At 71.4% G+C, this 17,047-nt stretch carries 9 protein-coding genes, 1 tRNA gene and 3 pseudogenes; 4 read left to right on the plus strand and 9 right to left on the minus strand.

Annotated elements, in window-relative coordinates:
• Window positions 1-109: 109 nt before the first annotated feature.
• Both ACZ418_RS34155 and ACZ418_RS34160 read left to right on the plus strand, forming a co-directional pair.
• Window positions 110-631 carry a hypothetical protein gene (locus tag ACZ418_RS34155; RefSeq protein WP_468370908.1) on the plus strand — a complete coding sequence of 174 codons (522 nt, stop codon included), beginning with the start codon at window positions 110-112 and terminating at the stop codon, window positions 629-631.
• A 276-nt stretch (window positions 632-907) separates the two neighbouring features.
• Complete coding sequence (locus ACZ418_RS34160; protein ID WP_468370909.1) at window positions 908-1,825, plus strand: L,D-transpeptidase family protein; 918 nt, start codon at window positions 908-910, stop codon at window positions 1,823-1,825.
• Between the two features lie 333 nt (window positions 1,826-2,158).
• On the opposite strand, the gene ACZ418_RS34165 is transcribed toward ACZ418_RS34160, so the two are convergent.
• Both ACZ418_RS34165 and ACZ418_RS34170 read right to left on the minus strand, forming a co-directional pair.
• Entirely contained in the window at window positions 2,159-2,569 is a 411-nt protein-coding gene (locus tag ACZ418_RS34165) for a hypothetical protein (protein ID WP_468370911.1), read from the minus strand.
• Between the two features lie 381 nt (window positions 2,570-2,950).
• A pseudogene (locus tag ACZ418_RS34170) lies at window positions 2,951-3,230 on the minus strand (YdcF family protein); the annotation flags it as partial.
• A gap of 2 nt (window positions 3,231-3,232) precedes the next feature.
• Here ACZ418_RS34170 and ACZ418_RS34175 point away from each other — a divergent pair.
• Together ACZ418_RS34175 and ACZ418_RS34180 are read left to right on the plus strand one after the other, a co-directional pair.
• A pseudogene (locus tag ACZ418_RS34175) lies at window positions 3,233-3,436 on the plus strand (hypothetical protein); the annotation flags it as partial.
• 596 nt (window positions 3,437-4,032) lie between these two features.
• Window positions 4,033-4,902, plus strand: a pseudogene (locus ACZ418_RS34180) (tyrosine-type recombinase/integrase); the annotation flags it as partial.
• A 42-nt stretch (window positions 4,903-4,944) separates the two neighbouring features.
• On the opposite strand, the gene ACZ418_RS34185 reads toward ACZ418_RS34180, so the two are convergent.
• The 7 genes from ACZ418_RS34185 to ACZ418_RS34215 form a co-directional block, all read right to left on the minus strand.
• Window positions 4,945-5,021, minus strand: a tRNA-Thr gene (locus ACZ418_RS34185).
• A 119-nt stretch (window positions 5,022-5,140) separates the two neighbouring features.
• On the minus strand, window positions 5,141-6,742 hold the full coding sequence (locus ACZ418_RS34190; protein ID WP_468370912.1) for an alpha/beta hydrolase: 1,602 nt from the start codon (window positions 6,740-6,742) through the stop codon (window positions 5,141-5,143).
• 123 nt (window positions 6,743-6,865) lie between these two features.
• The gene (locus tag ACZ418_RS34195) at window positions 6,866-8,071 is read right to left on the minus strand and encodes a DNA polymerase III subunit delta' (RefSeq protein WP_468370913.1); all 1,206 of its coding nucleotides are present in this window, start codon (window positions 8,069-8,071) and stop codon (window positions 6,866-6,868) included.
• 95 nt (window positions 8,072-8,166) lie between these two features.
• A complete protein-coding gene (gene tmk, locus ACZ418_RS34200) occupies window positions 8,167-11,496 on the minus strand; it encodes a dTMP kinase (RefSeq protein WP_468370914.1) in 3,330 nt (1,109 codons plus the stop codon).
• Window positions 11,497-11,694: 198 nt separating this feature from the next.
• Window positions 11,695-14,526 (minus strand): type I DNA topoisomerase, encoded by a 2,832-nt coding sequence (gene topA / locus ACZ418_RS34205; protein WP_468370915.1) that lies wholly within the window; start codon window positions 14,524-14,526, stop codon window positions 11,695-11,697.
• Between the two features lie 268 nt (window positions 14,527-14,794).
• The gene (locus ACZ418_RS34210; RefSeq protein ID WP_351611202.1) at window positions 14,795-14,992 is read right to left on the minus strand and encodes a hypothetical protein; all 198 of its coding nucleotides are present in this window, start codon (window positions 14,990-14,992) and stop codon (window positions 14,795-14,797) included.
• A 436-nt stretch (window positions 14,993-15,428) separates the two neighbouring features.
• Window positions 15,429-16,958, minus strand: coding sequence for a DUF7059 domain-containing protein (locus ACZ418_RS34215; RefSeq protein ID WP_468370918.1), 1,530 nt, complete (start codon window positions 16,956-16,958; stop codon window positions 15,429-15,431).
• Between the last annotated feature and the right edge of the window lie 89 nt (window positions 16,959-17,047).

Raw genomic sequence — 17,047 nt, forward strand, 5'->3', positions numbered from 1 at the left:
TGAATGTCCGATATTTCCCCCCGCTGGAAATCGGTGGCGGGAATCGTGTATAACCGCCCGGTTCCAAATGCGAGCACCCACACATCCTGGAATTCCGAGGGGGACGTTCATGGGCGGCGAAACCGCGGCAGCTGAAATGCCGGAATCGACGTCGAAGCCGGAAGAGCCGGGCGCTTCGGGCGAGGTGAGCCGGACGGCGCGCCCCGGCCGCCCCGACCGCCTCGGCCTCCTCATCGGTGGCACGCTGCTGGCGGCGTGCGGCGGGATGGTGCTGTACGGGATCCTCAACAGCGGCACCGGCCGGGACGGCGCTTCACATCACCAGGTCCCCACCGCGGCCGTCAGCTACGAGGTGACCGGCACCGGCACCGCCGACCTCACCTACCAGGCGCGCAGCACCTCCGGCAATGCCATCGTGGTCAAAGCGGCCGCCTTGCCGTGGCACAAGACGGTGGACGTCCCACTCGGCAAGGAACCAAGCGTCAGCATCGTCCTCGGCGCGAAGGGCGGACAGGCCCGCTGCACCCTCGCCATCCGCGGCCAGCACGTCCAAAGCGCCACCGCCACCGGCCGCTTCGGCCGCGCCACCTGCTCCGGCCCACTCCCTGCCGCACAGGCCACCCAGAACTGAGTCGGCGCACCACGGCGCCCGTCATGACCCACCGGCAGGCCGGAACATCTCCGCGCTCGCAGTCCGCGCAGATCTCCCGCCCACCGGCCCCGACCGTAGGACCGTCGCAACGCGGCACAGCCCTCCGCGCCGGCCGGCCGCTTTCCCCGCTGCCGGCCCGATCAGTTGAAAGGTTCCTCGATGCTCCGCCCGCTCCTGCCGCCCTCGCCCCGCTTCCGCGACACCGGACACCACTCCGAATCAAAGCGCCCGGCTCGTACCCGAAGACTCATCACCGTGACCGCCGTCGGTGGCGCACTCCTGCTCGTCTCCGGCTGCGGCAAGGACGGGAGCCAGACCGGTGGTGCCGAACAGGTGGCGGCGGACGGCACCAGTGTCTCCGCCACGCCGAGCACGTCCGCAAGCGCTTCCGCCTCCCCCTCCCCCTCCGCCTCGGGCTCAGCCTCCGTCTCGCCCTCGGCATCCGCCACCGCCCACCGCAGCGCCTCGCCCACCGGGGGCAACTCCCACGGCGTCACCGGGCACACCGGAAGCGGCGGTGGAGGCACCGGCAGCACGGGATCGGGAGGCACCGGGCAGCAGAGCACGACGGGCACCGCACCCGACTTCCCCGTCCCCGTCGAGGTCGGCAGCGCCACCCAGATCATCACGGTCAGGGCCGCCGGCTCCTACGCCACGGTGACCGCCTGGGCCAAGGGGGCGGCCGGCTGGAAGGCGCAGTTCAGCACGAGCGCCGCACGGGTCGGGTCGAACGGGGTGGTCAACGGGTCGACCCGTCAGCAGGGCACGTGGACGACCCCCTCCGGCACGTACACCATCACCGAGGGGTTCGGGGTCGAGTCGAGCGGCACCAGCATGCCGTACCACGTCGTGTCCAACGACGACTGGTGGGACGAGGACCCCCAGTCGAAGTACTACAACAACATGCACAGCACGGAAGGCGCCGACTTCCCGCTCACCGAGTCCGGCGACCGCGGCAGCGAACACCTCATCGACCACCCCACCCAGTACGCCGAAGCCCTCGTCATCAACTACAACCGCTGGCCCGCCACCCCCGGCCGCGGCGCCGGAATCTTCCTCCACGTCAACGGGTCGGGGGCGACGGCCGGCTGCGTCTCAGTACCCCGCGCCACGATGGACCGCATCATGTCCTGGATCCAGCCGGGCGCCCACCCCCGCATCGCTATCGGCTGATGCGCCCCACCCAGCAGCGCCGGGGGTCTGCGCCCTGGGGTTCAAGCGCAGAGCCTGGCTCACGCTCGGTGCGGTGGTGCCGGGGGGGTGTCGTGACGTACGCCCTCGCCAGCCCGTCCAGTGATCCTCGCCAGCCCGTCCAGTGATCACGGTCCCTCTGTCCGGCCCAAGCGGCCGGTGAAGGTCTACGACATCGCGCTGATGGGGACGGGCGACAGCAAACGCGACCTACGCATTACGAGTTGTCCGATCTTGGTCTGAGGGTGTCCGCGGTCTTCCATGGCACCATGACGATGGCTTCGATCGGTGAGGTCGCCGGCTCGTCCGCAGGCCTCATTTCTCCAGGTCGGCGCGCATGGCCTTGAACTTTGTCGCGCTCTCTCCGAGCGTGGTCGGGATGAGCGCGACCCCTACCGTGTAGTCGTCGACCCACGAGCAGATGGTCTGCTTGTCGTTCGAGAACACGGTTGTGTAAGCGCACTCGACCGTGCCGCCCAGCGGCCCGGCCGCCATGTGAGTCCAGTTGAGCGGAGTCTTTGCGCGGGACCAATCGACCATCTTGCGGAGAACGTAGTCGTTCATCTTCGCCGGATCGCCGCTGACACCTCCGACGCCGACGAAGTTGATTCTGGACTTCGGGGTGTACAACCAACTTTTCTTGACAAGGCTCTCGCCAGGCTGCAGGTCCTTCTGGGTGAGGGGGAATTCGGCAGGCTCGATGCCCTCGTCCGTCATGCCGGCCACGACAGGAGCGTTCACCAGTACATGCTTCTTGGTCTGCGTCCTTGCGGTGCTGCTCCCCTTTGGCCGAGCGGTCGTGCCCGTCGGGCTCTCTCTAGCGGAAGGTGCCGAGGAGCCCGTCGGCGCGGCGGTGCCGTCTGCTGTCAGCGGGGTGTCGGACTCCTTTTGACACGCGCTCAGCATCGCGGAAATGACAAGGGCGGAGGCGGTGACTGCGAGGGTGCGACTGTGTGTGCGCAAGAGTGTCTCCAGTGCGACTGAGTGTGACGTCAACCTACGAATTTCACGGGCGCACGGGGGTGAGGCACGCTGCTGGTGTCAGCCGATGGCGGTGACGACATGGCGCACGCCAGGGAGCCGGCGACGCATGCGGAATGTGGGATACACCAGCGTGTCAATGACGAGGCGCTCATTCTGGGTCGAGTCGACGTATTCGGGGAGCGTCATTTGAGTAGAGGAGCTGACCCACTCGACTTCAGGCCATAGCTTGCGCGCCGTCGCGTAGGTGCGATGTTCCTCGTACGGCTTACGAACCAACAGCACAGACGAGACGAGGACACCCCCGCTCTTCGAGCAAGGCACGGGAGAACGTGATGTTCTGGCCGGTATTGCGGGCTTGAGTCTCGACGAGAATCGCATCGTCTGGCAGACCCAGCTCTAGCGCGATTCCTCGCCGTGTGCGGCGGGCTGCTGCTGCTCACCACCTTCATCACCGCCCTGACCGCGCTCATCACCCAGCTCATCACGCTCGCCGCCGTCATCTTCGGCGGATGGATCGCCGTGCAGGTCTTCAGCACGCGCGACCACGGTGGCGGAACCACGGTCAACATCCGCAAGGCGATCTTCAAGCGGAACCACTTCCACGGCTGACCTTCAACGGTCCCGCCGCCCAGTCCGCCCACGGCGCCTGCCCTCCAGGGCCTCTTGGACGACCACCCACACGAACGCCAGCGAAGCGGCCATCAGCAGGACATCGCGCCATGACTGTCCCAGCCACAAGTGCGCGACAACAGCGGCGCCGCCGAAGCCAAGCACCGCCAAGCCGAACCTCACCCAGCGGCGTGCCTCCGCAGACCGCAAACGCCCGGTCGTCCGCCGCCCATCCGCCATGTCCAACTTGTACCACGAAGGGACAGTTTGTGTTCGAGATCTGCGCCATCTGTGAGCCGGCCGACGCCGGCCGCGTCGCCACCATGCTCAGCACCGCCTTCACCGCCGGCCCGGTACGCCGCTACCCCACCCGCCAGGGTGAGCGGGTGCGGCTGTACGTCACCGCCGACCACCGCCCCGCCTCACACGTTGGCCGACACCCGAGCAGGCATACGCCACCGCCCCCAGCATCAGCGACGAGATCGCCTGGACCGTCCAGGCCATCGCCCGCACCCCCTGCCACGTCCCCCTGGGCCGTGAGTTCTGGCTACGCAAAGCCGCCCTGCTGGACCGCATCGCCCTGGCCAGGAGCCCGGACAGCTACAGCGGCCAAGGCGTTCCTCGAAGCCGCGGCGAAGCGGCCTACCTTCATGCGGTGGATCGTCGGTGTCGGCATGGGGTTCCGGCAAGGCGAGACGCTCGGGCTGCGTTGGTCGTACGTGGACCTGGACGCGGAGCTGTTCCGCCCCGAGTGGCAGCTTCAGCGCCTCACATGGCGGCACGGCTGCGACGACCCCCACGCCTGCGGTGGGCGTCTGCACCGCTTCGAGCCGTGCCCGCCGGACTGCACCGCGCACAAGGGCTACAAGCGTGGCTGCCCGAAGCCGTGCGCCAAGACGTGCAGGAGGCATGCGAGCGCCTGCCCCGAGCGCAAGGAGGGTGGACTCACCTTCACCCGGCCCAAGACCAAGAAGAGCCGGAACGCCGTGCCGATCCCACCCGTCTTCGTTCCCTTCCTGCACGACCACAAGGCCCAACAGGAAGAGATGCGGGCCGCCGCCGGGGAACTGTGGCAGGAGCACGACGTCGTGTTCTCGCGCCCGGACGGCCGGCCACTGGATCCGCGCGCCGACTACGACGAGTTCAAGGAACTACTCAAGGAGGCCGGGATCGATGACCGGCGCCTGTACGACGGGAGCCGCCACACCGCCGGCACGATTCTGAACGAGTTGGGCGTCGACATGCCCACGATCATGGAGATCCTGCGGCACACGCAGATCAGTCAGACCCGGCGGTACGTCAAGGGCCGGTCCCACCTGTCCAAGGACGCTATGCGGCGGATGGGCGAATTCTTCGTGCCGCCGCAGTCGCCTCCGTCGGCCCCGGCTCCTGGCTCCACTGAGACCAGAAGTGAGACCACCGACACCCGTGCGGCACGCTCCATGCGCCGCCGTCGGATCCGCTGAAAGCAAAAGCCCAGCTCGGACACCGTCTGAGCTGGGCTTCAATGGAGCCGCCTTCGGGATTCGAACCCGAGACCTACGCATTACGAGTGCGTTGCTCTGGCCATCTGAGCTAAGGCGGCGCGCCGTCCGCACTATGGTGCGATCGGCAACTTCGGTAAGTCTACACAGTTTCTGGGGGTGCTCCGACCACGCCCCGGGAGCGGGGGTTCCGGGGCGGGCGGCCGGGGTGTGGCAGGGGCTAAGAGCAGCGTTTTCCCTCGGTGGGCGGGGTGCCGCGGAGCAGGTAGGTGTTGATCGCCGTGTCGATGCAGGTGCTGCCGCGGCCGTAGGCGGTGTGGCCGTCACCGGCGTACGTCAGGAGGCGGCCCGAGGAGAGCTGGTGGGCCAGGGACTGGGCCCAGTGGTAGGGGGTCGCGGGGTCGCGGGTGGTGCCCACCACCACGATCGGCGCCGCACCCTTCGCCTCGATGCGATGCGGCTCACCCGTGGCCTTCACCGGCCAGTACGCGCAGTTCAGCGACATCCAGGCCAAGCCGTCGCCGAAGACCGGGGACGCCTTCTCGAAGGCGGGCAGGGCCTTGTCGACCTGCTCGGAGCCGGTGAAGGCGGGCGGCAGGTCCAGGCAGTTCACGGCCGCGTTGGCCATCATCAGGTTGCTGTAGTGGCCGTCGGCGTCACGTTCGTAGTAGCTGTCGGAGAGCGCGAGCAGGCCCGCGCCGTCGTTCTTCCTCATCGCCGAGGTCAGCGCCTCGCGCAGCTGCTCCCAGGTGCCCTGGTCGTACATCGCGGCGATCACCCCGGTCGTGGCCAGCGACTCGCCCAGCTTGCGGCCGTCCGCGTCGCCCGCCGGGATGGGGTGCGCGTCCAGCTTCCGGAAGAACGCCCTGAGGTGGTCGCCGACCTGCGCCGGCGACGTGCCGCTGCTGCCGAGCGGGCAGTCGGAGTGCCGTACGCAGTCCTTCGCGAACGCCTGGAACGCCGTCTCGAAGCCGGCCGTCTGGTCCAGGTTCATCCGCCGGGAGTCCAGGGACGGGTCCATCGCGCCGTCCAGGACCATCCGGCCCACCCGGTCCGGGAACAGGCCCGCGTACGTCGCCCCGAGGAACGTGCCGTACGACGCCCCCACGTAGTTCAGTTTCGGATCACCGAGCACCGCCCGTAGGATGTCCATGTCGCGGGCCGCCTCGACGGTGGAGACGTGCCGCAGCAGCCGCGCCGAATGCGCCCCGCAGCTCTCGGCGAACGTCCTGTCCGCCGTGACCACCGCGTTCTGCTCCCGCTGGTCGTCGGGCGTCAGGTCCGTTTCCGTGTACGTGTCCATCTGGCGGCCGTCGAGGCACTCCACGGGCTCGCTGCGGGCAACGCCCCGCGGATCCACCGCGACCATGTCGTAACGGGCGCGGACGTCGGCCGGGTAGCCGATGCCCGCGTAACTCTGGAGGTAGCCCACCGCCGAGCCGCCGGGGCCGCCCGGGTTGACCAGCAGCGAACCGAGCGGCCTGCCCTTGCCGGTGGCCGGCTTGCGGGTGACGGCCAGCCGGACGTCGCCCGCACCGGGATCGGCGTAGTCCAGCGGGGCCTTCATCGTGGCGCACTGGAAACCGGGGGCACCGCAGCTGCGCCAGTGCAGCCGCTGGGAGTAGTACGGCAACAGCGCCGACGGCGTCGCACGCGGCAGCGCGGCCAGCACCGCGTCCGCCGCACCGCCCGCCGACGTCGAGCTCCCGGAGGAGCAGGCGGACACGAGGAGGGCGGCGGCCGCGAACAGGGCGGCCGTGAGGCGAGCCGACGTCCGGGTGCGGGCGCCCCGGGTCCGGCGGAGGGATGGCCTGGTGTGCATCAGGAGAGCGTAACGCTGTGCGACGCCACGGATGCGGTGCGTGGGATTAGTGGCCTCGTACGAGGGACAACGGCGGCGGCTTCTTACCCGTGACATCGTCGGTCGGCCTCCCGGCCTCGGTGTTCAGCCCGCCCGCAGCGCCATGGTCATGGCCTCCACTGCCAGCAGCGGGGCCACGTTGCGGTCGAGGGCCTCGCGGCATGCGGCGATCGCCTCGATGCGGCGGAGTGTGGACTCCGGGGTGCTGCCGCGCGCCAGCCGCTCCAGGGCGTCCTCGGCGTCTCCGTTGGCGATCGCCACGCTCGAGCCGAGCTGGAGGGCGAGGACGTCGCGGTAGAAGGCGGTGAGGTCGCCGAGGGCGATGTCGAGGCTGTCGCGCTGTGTGCGGGTTCTGCGGCGCTTCTGCATGTCCTCGAGGTCCTTCATCACGCCCGCCGTGCCGCGCGGCAGCCGGCCGCCCTGGACCGCGCCCAGCGCCGCCTTCAGCTCCTCGGACTCCTTGCCGTCCATCTCCTCGGCGAGCTGCTTGGCGTCCTCGGCGGCCGCGTCGACCAGTTCCTGGGCGGCCTTGAGGCAGGCACCGACCTCATCGAGACGCAGGGGCAGCTTGAGGACGGCCGCGCGGCGGTCGCGGGCCGCCGGGTCGGTGGCCAGGCGCCTGGCGCGGTCGACGTGCCCCTGGGTGGCGCGGGCGGCGGCCGCCGCGGCCTCGGGTTCGATGCCGTCGCGCCGTACGAGCATGTCGGCTACCGCGTCCACGGACGGCGTGCGCAGGTTCAGGTGGCGGCAGCGGGAGCGGATCGTCGGCAGGACGTCCTCGACGGAGGGGGCGCACAGCAGCCAGACCGTGCGCGGGGCCGGCTCCTCCACCGCCTTGAGGACGGCGTTGGCCGACTTCTCGTTCAGCCGCTCGGCGTCCTCGACCAGGATGATCTGCCAGCGGCCGTTCGCCGGGGAGGTGAACGACTTGCGGACCGTGTCCCGCATGTCCTTCACCAGGATCTCGGAGCCCACGGCGGCCACCGAGGTGACGTCCGCGTGGGTGCCGAGCAGCGCGGTGTGGCAGCCGTCGCAGAAGCCGCAGCCGGGGGCTCCGCCGAGGGCGCGGTCGGGGCTGACGCACTGGAGAGCCGCTGCGAAGGCCCTGGCCGCCTGGTTCCGGCCCGCTCCGGGCGGGCCCGTGAACAGCCACGCGTGCGTCATCTTCGACGTCTCGGGCAGCGGCTCGTCGGCCGCGGCGGCCGTGACGAGGGCGTCGGCGTCGCGCGCGGCCGCGTCGAGCACCGCGCTCACCTTCTCCTGCCCGACGAGGTCGTCCCACACGGTCATGCACGCCGCCCTTCCGTCACACTCCGCGTTCCTGCCCTCCATTGTGCGGGCGGGCACTGACAACGCGGTCCGGCCGACAGGGGGCCGGCCGGTGCTCAGCCGCGCCCGCCCCGGCCGCGGCCCCTGCGGCCCCGCTCCTCGTCGTGATCGCCGTACTCCCGCTCGTCGTAGGACCCCAGCAGTTCGTCCGCCAGCGACGGCAGGTCGTCCAGCGGGGTCTCCTCGGCCCAGTCGGGACGCGGCCGACGGCGCGGGGTGCCGTCGGCGTCGATCTGGGGCATCTCGCGCGTCCGGTCCTCGGAGCCGTCGGGACCCGCGGCGGGCCGCTCGTCCCGGAAGAAGCCGGGCGGCACGCGGTCCGCCGGGGCGTCATCCCGTACGGGCGGCAGTACGGCCGTCTCGTCGGCCGCACCGGGGACCACCGGCGGCAGCACCGCCGTCTCGTCCGCCGCACCGGGGACCACCGGCGGCAGCACCGCCGTCTCGTCCGCCGCCCCCGGAACCGGCGGCTGCGGCAGCTCGGTCGTGACCTCGGCGTCGGGCGTGTCGGGCTCGGCCGACCGCGCGGCACGCGCGTCCCGTGCGCCCTGCGCCCCGCCGGCCTCGGACTCGCCGGCCTCGTCGCCCACGGGACGCAGCACCGTCGTCTCGTCCATACCCGCCCCACGGCCGCCCGGCTCGCCCTGTCCCGGCGAGACCACCGGCGTCGGGACCGTCGAGGCGTCCGGGGCCACGCCCGGTGCGGGCGGAAGGGGTGTGCTGGACCGGCGGGCCGCCGTGTCGGCCGCCGCCGCTGCCTCGGCCGCCTGCCTACGGGCCTCCTCTGCGCGCAGCAACGCCTCCTCTGCCTTGCGCTGCTTCTCCAGGCGCCGTGCTTCCTCCTCGGCACGCAGCCGGGCCTGCCGGGCCTCTTCCTCGGCGCGCAGCCGGGCCTCCTCCTCGGCCTGCTTGCGGCGCCGCTCCTCCTCGGCCCTGCGGCGGGCCTCCTCCTCGGCGCGGGCCTTCTCCTCGGCGAGCAGCCGCTGCCGCTCCTCCTCAGCGCGCCGGGCGGCTTCCGCGGCCCGCTGCCGGGCCTCCTCGGCCTGCCGTTCGGCCTCGCGGCGCTGGGCCTCCTCCAGCTCGCGGCGCTTGCGTTCCTCCTCCTCGGCGCGCAGCCGGGCCAGCTCCTCCTGGCGCTCGCGCTCCAGGCGCTCCTCCTCCGCCTTGCGCGCGGCCTCTTCCTCGGCCTTGCGGCGGGCCTCCTCCTCGGCCTTCTTCCGGGCCTCCTCCTGGGCCTTGACCTCGGCCTCGGACAGCGGCAGCACGGTGTCGAGCCGGTGCCGGATCACCGTGGTGACGGCCTCGGGCTCCTGGCCGGCGTCCACGACCAGGTAGCGGCCGGGGTCGGCGGCGGCCAGCGTGAGGAAACCGGACCGCACGCGCGCGTGGAACTCCGCCGGCTCCGACTCCAGCCGGTCCGGCGCCTCGGTGAACCGCTCGCGGGCGGTCTCCGGCGAGACGTCCAGCAGGACGGTCAGGTGCGGGACGAGCCCGTTGGTCGCCCAGCGGTTGATGCGGGCGATCTCGGTCGGGGACAGATCGCGGCCGGCGCCCTGGTAGGCGACGGACGAGTCGATGTAGCGGTCGGAGATGACCACCGCGCCGCGCTCCAGTGCGGGGCGTACGACGGTGTCGACGTGCTCGGCCCGGTCGGCGGCGTACAGCAGCGCCTCCGCGCGGTGGGACAGGCCCGCCGAGGAGACATCCAGCAGGATCGAGCGCAGCCGCTTGCCGACGGGCGTGGCCCCCGGCTCGCGGGTGAGCACGACCTCGTGGCCCTTGCCGCGGATCCACTCGGCGAGGGCCTCGGCCTGCGTGGACTTGCCGGCGCCGTCGCCGCCCTCCAGGACGATGAAGAAACCGCCCGCCGCCGGTGCCTCGACCGGGTCGTCGCCGCCGAGCAGCGCGTCCTTGAGGTCCTGGCGCAGCGGGATGCCGGAGCGGTCGTCGACCTTGGCGAGCACCAGCGCCGCCACCGGCAGCAGCAGCGCGCCGACCAGCATCAGCGTGAAGGAGGCGCCGCCGTGCGCGAAGACGAACCTGCCGTTCTCCAGCCGGTGCCGGCCGATGAGCCCGGCGACCACGGGCGCGATCAGGGCGCCGAGGGCAATAAAGACCCGTACGACCGCGTGCAGGTGCTCGGTGACGCGCGCCCGGCGGTAGTCCTCGGTCTCCTGGTCGAGCAGCGCGTGCCCGGTGTTCGCGGCCACGCCCGCGGTGACGCCGGCGAGCGTGACGATCAGCAGGACCGTGGTGACGTCCGGGACCAGCCCGGCGGCCAGCAGGGCGATGCCGGTGAAGGCGATCGCGAGGGCGAGCAGCCGACGGCGCGAGAGCGAGGGCAGCAGCGCGGGGGCCGTGCGGATGCCGACCGCGACACCGCCGGTCAGGCCCAGCACCAGCAGGCCGTACAGCACCGGGCCGCCGCCCATGTCGGTGGCGTGCAGCACGCACACCGAGACGGCCGCCGCGATGGCCCCGGCGACCGCGGCACAGGCCGGGACGAGCAGCGGGATCGCGCCCGTACGGCCCTTGTCGACGCCGGTGCCGGTGCGCGGGCGGCGCAGGCCCTCCAGCGGGGACCGCGCGCGGGGGGTGCGCACGTCGGGCAGGTCGAGGAAGGTCAGCACGGACAGGGAGGCGGCGAACAGGCCCGCCGCCACATACGCCCCGAGGGCCGCGTGGTGCTGGTCGAACCAGGCCACGCCGGTGCCCAGCAGGTTGTTGAGCAGGCCGGCGACGACCAGCGCGGCGGCCGCCAGCGGGACGGCGAGGAAGCTGGTGCGCAGCGACAGGCGGCGCAGGGCGTCCATGTGGTCGGGCAGCGGCCGTACGGTGGCGCCCTCCGGGGGCGGGCCGGGCAGCAGGGCCGGGGCCGCGCTCTCCCGGCAGACCGTCCACAGGCGCTCGGCGACTCCGGTGACGAAGACGGTGACCAGCAGGACGGCCAGTGCGTTGTCCGGGGTCCAGTCGATCCACAGGGGCGCGACGATCAGCAGCGCGGCGCGCACGCCGTCGGCGCCGACCATGGTCCAGCGGCGGTCGAGCGGGCCCTCCTGGGCGGTGAGCGTGTTCAGCGGGCCGAGGAGGACCGCGCCGAACAGCAGCGCGGCGAGGACGCGCGCGGCGAAGACCGTCGCCACTGCGAACGCCACGCCCCGGTATCCACCGCCGAAAGCGCCCTGGGTGATCGCCGCCTGGAGGGCGAGGACGACCAGGACGAGGAGAGCGAGGGTGTCGCCCACGCCGCTCACCAGCTGCGCGCTCCACAGGCGTCGCAGCTCGGGTCGGCGCAGCAGGGAACGGACGGCGCGCTCGCGGGAGTCCGCGACCAGGGCGTCGTCCGGGGCTGTGGTGGTGGCCGTTGGCTGCTCGGCTCGCGTCATGCGTTCAGCCTATCCGGAGGCACCGACACCACACCCCACCGCTCCTGGCATGCGCACGCCCCGACATCAAAGTGATGCCGGGGCGTACCGAAGTGATACAGAGGCGAAGCCTTCGCGAAGTCGAACAGCAGTGCGGAGGACGATCAGACCTCGGCGCTCGGTCTGCGCACGCAGTCCTCGGCGGTCAGTCCTCGGCGGTCAGTCCTCCGTGCCCGAAGCCGTCGCCTTGGAAGCCGTTGCCTTCTTGGCGGTCGTCTTCTTCGCCGTGGTCTTCTTCGCGGCCGCGGTCGTCTTCTTCGCCGCCGTCTTCTTGGCGGCGGTCTTCTTCGCCGGAGCCGCCTTCTTGGCCGGGGCCTTCTTCGCGGTCTTCTTGGCGGGCGCCTTCGCGCGCTTCTCGGCGAGCAGCTCGAAGCCGCGCTCCGGGGTGATCGCCTCGACGCTGTCGCCGGAGCGCAGGGTCGCGTTGGTCTCGCCGTCGGTGACGTACGGCCCGAAGCGGCCGTCCTTGACCACGACCGGCTTGCCGGAGACCGGGTCCTCGCCCAGCTCCTTCAGCGGCGGCTTGGCGGCGGCCCGGCCACGCTGCTTGGGCTGGGCGTAGATCGCCTGCGCCTCCTCCAGCGTGATCGTGAAGATCTGGTCCTCGGACTGCAGCGAACGCGAGTCCGTGCCCTTCTTCAGGTACGGGCCGTAGCGGCCGTTCTGCGCGGTGATCTCCTGGCCGTCGGCGTCGGTGCCGACGATCCGCGGCAGCGACATCAGCTTCAGGGCGTCGTCGAGCGTCACCGTGTCGAGCGACATGGACTTGAACAGCGAGGCCGTACGCGGCTTGACCGCGTTCTTGCCGGTCTTCGGGGTGCCCTCGGGGAGGACCTCCGTGACGTACGGGCCGTAGCGGCCGGCCTTCGCGACGATCTGGTGGCCGGTGGCCGGGTCGGTGCCCAGCTCGAAGTCGCCGCTGGGCTTGGCCAGCAGCTCCTCGGCCAGCTCGACGTTCAGCTCGTCCGGCGCCAGGTCGTCCGGGATGTCGGCGCGCTGGTGCTGCTCGGTGTCCTTCTCGCCGCGCTCGATGTACGGGCCGTAGCGGCCGACACGGAGCACGATGCCGTTGCCCACCGGGAACGACGACACCTCGCGCGCGTCGATGGCGCCCAGGTCGGTCACCAGCTCCTTGAGGCCACCGAGGTGGTCCCCGTCGCCGTTGCCCGCCTCGGCCGCGCCACCGTGACCGGTGCCTTCGCCGAAGTAGAAGCGCTTGAGCCACGGCACGGCCTTGGCCTCACCGGCCGCGATGCGGTCGAGGTCGTCCTCCATCTTGGCGGTGAAGTCGTAGTCGACCAGCCGCCCGAAGTGCTTCTCCAGGAGGTTGACCACGGCGAAGGACAGGAAGGACGGGACGAGTGCCGTGCCCTTCTTGAAGACGTAGCCGCGGTCGAGGATCGTGCCGATGATCGACGCGTACGTCGACGGGCGGCCGATCTCGCGCTCTTCCAGCTCCTTGACCAGGGAGGCCTCGGTGTAGCGGGCCGGGGGCTTGGTGGCGTGGCCGTCGACCGTGATCTCCTCGGCGGACAGCGGGTCGCCCTCGGCGACCTGCGGCAGCCGGCGCTCACGGTCGTCCAGCTCGGCGTTCGGGTCGTCGGCACCCTCGACGTAGGCCTTCAGGAAGCCGTGGAAGGTGATCGTCTTGCCGGAGGCGCTGAACTCGACGTCCCGGCCGTCGGCGGCGGTGCCGCCGATCCGCACGGTCACGCTGTTGCCGGTCGCGTCCTTCATCTGGGAGGCGACGGTCCGCTTCCAGATCAGTTCGTAGAGCTTGAACTGGTCGCCGGTCAGGCCGGTCTCGGCGGGAGTGCGGAAACGATCACCCGAGGGACGGATCGCCTCGTGGGCCTCCTGCGCGTTCTTGACCTTGGCGGCGTAGGTGCGCGGCTGCGGGGGCAGGTAGTCGGCGCCGTACAGCTGCGTGACCTGGGCGCGGGCGGCCGCGATCGCGGTGTCGCTCAGCGTCGTGGAGTCCGTACGCATGTACGTGATGTAGCCGTTCTCGTACAGCTTCTGCGCGATCTGCATCGTCGCCTTCGCGCCGAAGCCGAGCTTGCGGCTGGCCTCCTGCTGCAGCGTCGTCGTACGGAACGGGGCGTACGGCGAGCGGCGGTACGGCTTGGACTCGACGGACCGCACGGAGAAGCGGGTGTTCTCCAGGGCGGCGGCGAGGGCGCGGGCGGTCGCCTCGTCGAGGTGGAGGGTGTTCTCGCTCTTGAGCTGTCCCAGGGAGTCGAAGTCGCGGCCCTGCGCGATCCGCCTGCCGTCGACGGTCTGCAGGCGGGCGACCAGCGACGACGGGTCCGACGGATCGCCCGCGCGGCCGGTCGCGAAGGTGCCCGTCAGGTCCCAGTACTCGGCAGAACGGAACGCGATGCGCTCGCGTTCCCGCTCGACGACGAGACGCGTGGCGACGGACTGGACACGGCCGGCCGACAGGCGCGGCATGACCTTCTTCCACAGGACCGGCGAGACCTCGTAGCCGTAGAGACGGTCGAGGATGCGGCGGGTCTCCTGGGCGTCGACCAGCTTCTGGTTGAGCTGGCGCGGGTTGGCGACGGCCTCGCGGATCGCGTCCTTGGTGATCTCGTGGAAGACCATCCGCTTGACCGGGATCTTCGGCTTGAGGACCTCCTGGAGGTGCCAGGCGATCGCCTCGCCCTCCCGGTCCTCATCGGTGGCGAGGAAGAGCTCGTCGGAGTCCTTCAGCAGGTCCTTGAGCTTCTTGACCTGCGCCTTCTTGTCGGCGTTGATCACATAGATCGGCTGGAAGTCATGGTCGACGTCCACACCGAGGCGGCGCACCTCGCCGGTGTACTTCTCGGGCACCTCCGCGGCGCCGTTGGGGAGGTCGCGGATGTGCCCGACGCTCGCTTCGACGACGTAGCCGGGGCCGAGGTAGCCCTTGATCGTCTTCGCCTTGGCAGGCGACTCGACGATGACGAGTCGGCGGCCGCCCTGTGCGGTCTCGCTGGTCGGGGACAACTTCGCTCTTCTCTCCGGTCGACGCTGGGGCCTCCCCAGGGCTTCCTCCCGGGGTCGCGGCGTACTGCTGGCACGTGTGACGCTGCGGAGTGTGACGGTACATCCCGCTCCCGTGTCAAACGGGAAAAGCCCACAACGGCCACTCGAACGGTAACCCGACTACCGCCATTCCTGCCGCCCGGACTGCCGGGTACCCACCCGACGCATGTCCGGAGCGTGACGCTCCCCTTACTTTCGCGGCACTCTCACCACCGCGCGCCTACCGACGTCAGAGGCGGGTCAGGCAGTACACACCGAGGGCCAGCGCGACCGTCCCGGCCACGCTCGCGAGGGCCGCCGATGCGACCTGGTTCACACCGTGGGCCACCGGCTCGCGGCGCCTGAGGCGGGTGCCGGTCCAGGCCAGCAGGGCGCCTCCGAACAGGGCGAACACCATTCCCGCGAAGATCGCCGGCCCACTCTCCATCCCCCGCCCACCCCTTCCGCGCCGTCCGGCTCTGCCCGCGCCGGGAGACTGGCACGCAAGGGAGACGAGAGGGGGACGGGCGGGCGACCTCGGGGTGAACGGCAGGCCGACGTGATATCGCACACATGGTCGAATGGAGCCCCGGATGGGGGCGGCATCCATATTTTTCCGGCCGTTTTCCGGGCATGGGCGCGTCACGGCAGCAGCATGGACGCGTCACAGCGCCTGCAGCACCGGTCCGCACCGGCCCGTGCCACCTGCATACGACGATGATCCGGGCGCGACCACGAGGGCATCGGCACGACGGCTACGACCGCACCGGTACCCGGCGTACTCAGGCGACCCAGCCGCCGTAGCCCTCCGCACGCCGGACCAGCCGCTGTAGTCACCGCACGCCGGAACAGCCGCCGCAGCGCTGTCGCACCGTCCGGCCCGGTCAGTGCGCCGGCTCGAGGAAGCCCTGCTCCACCAGCAGGCGGATCTGGGCGGGCGTCCGGTCGCGGAGCACCACCGGATCCTCCTCCATGAGCTGGGCGATGGCGTCCAGGATGCGGCCCGCGCTCAGTGTGCCGTCGCAGACGCCCGCGAACCCGGCGCCGACGGTGTCCACCTTCGTGGCCCGGCGCATCCCGCGGTGCTGGCGCAGCACCACATGCTCCGGGTCCTCGGCACCGGGCAGCCCGACCTGCTCCTGGACCACCTCGGCGGCGAGCTTGAAGTGGCTGTCGAGCAGCGCCGCGTCGTCGTGCTCACGGAGATAGTCGAGACGCTCGAAGTGCGCCCGGATCGTGTCCCCGAGAGGCTGCTCGACCGGGTGCGGCCACTCCTCGACCGTGATGACGGGCTTGGCGGAACCCGTCCGGCGCAGGGTGATCCAGCCGAAGCCGACCGCCTTGACCTTGCGCGCCTCGAACTCGTCGAGCCAGGCGTCGTAGCGCGCCTGGTACTCCGCCGGATCCCCGCGGTGGTCACCGGCGTCCCTCAGCCACAGCTCGGCGTACTGCGTGACGTCCTGCACCTCGCGCTGCACGATCCAGGCATCGCACCCGCGCGGCACCCATGACCTGAGTCTGTCCTGCCAGTCCTCCCCTGCCACGTGCTGCCAGTTGGCGAGGAACTGCGCGAACCCGCCCTCGTTCAGCCGTTCCCCCGCCTGCTGAACGAGCGAGCGGCACAGATCGTCCCCGCCCATGCCACCGTCCCGGTAGGTGAGGCGGGCGCCGGGCGAGATGACGAAGGGCGGGTTGGAGACGATCAGGTCGAAGGTCTCGTCGTCCCGCACCGGTTCGAACAGCGAGCCCTCGCGCAGGTCGGCGGCGGGGGCGGCGGAGAGCGCGAGCGTGAGCGCGGTGATGTGCAGCGCGCGCGGGTTGAGGTCGGTCGCCGTCACGCGCGTGGCGTGCTGGGCGGCGTGCAGCGCCTGGATGCCGGAGCCGGTGCCGAGGTCCAGGGCGGACGCGACCGGCGTACGGACGGTGATGCCGGCGAGGGTCGTGGAGGCACCGCCGACGCCGAGCACGACGCCCTCGTCGCGCTGCCCGATCCCGCCGGCCCCGCCGACCGCGCAGCCCAGGTCGGAGACGATGAACCAGTCCTCGCCGTCGGCACCGCCGTAGGGCCGTACATCCACGGTGGCGGCCACCTCGTCGCCGCCCACGCGCGTGAGCCACCCGGCTTCCAGCGCCTCCTCGGCCGGCAGAACGGCCGCCACGCGCGCGTACGGCACCGGTTGCTGGAGCAGGAACAGCCGTACGAGCGTCTCCAGCGGTGTGTCGCCACGGGTCGCCCGCAGGGCGGGCACGGTCTCGCTGCGGGCCAGCGCCGCGTACGCGGGGGCGCCGAGCAGGTCGAGCAGCCCGTCGACGGTGAAGGAGGCGGCCAGCAGCGCCTCACGCAGGCGCGCGGCGATGTCGGGCCGGTCGGAAGCGGGCAGGGAAGCGAGTCCGGAGTCAGTCACACCCCCCATTGTGGCCCGCGGCCCCTCCCGGACGCGGCCTCAGCACGCCTCCCGGCTCGGCCCCGCCACGCCTCGGGACACGGCCGCGGGCGGCCCGG

It is taken from the genome of Streptomyces sp. NPDC030820 (genome assembly GCF_055572075.1).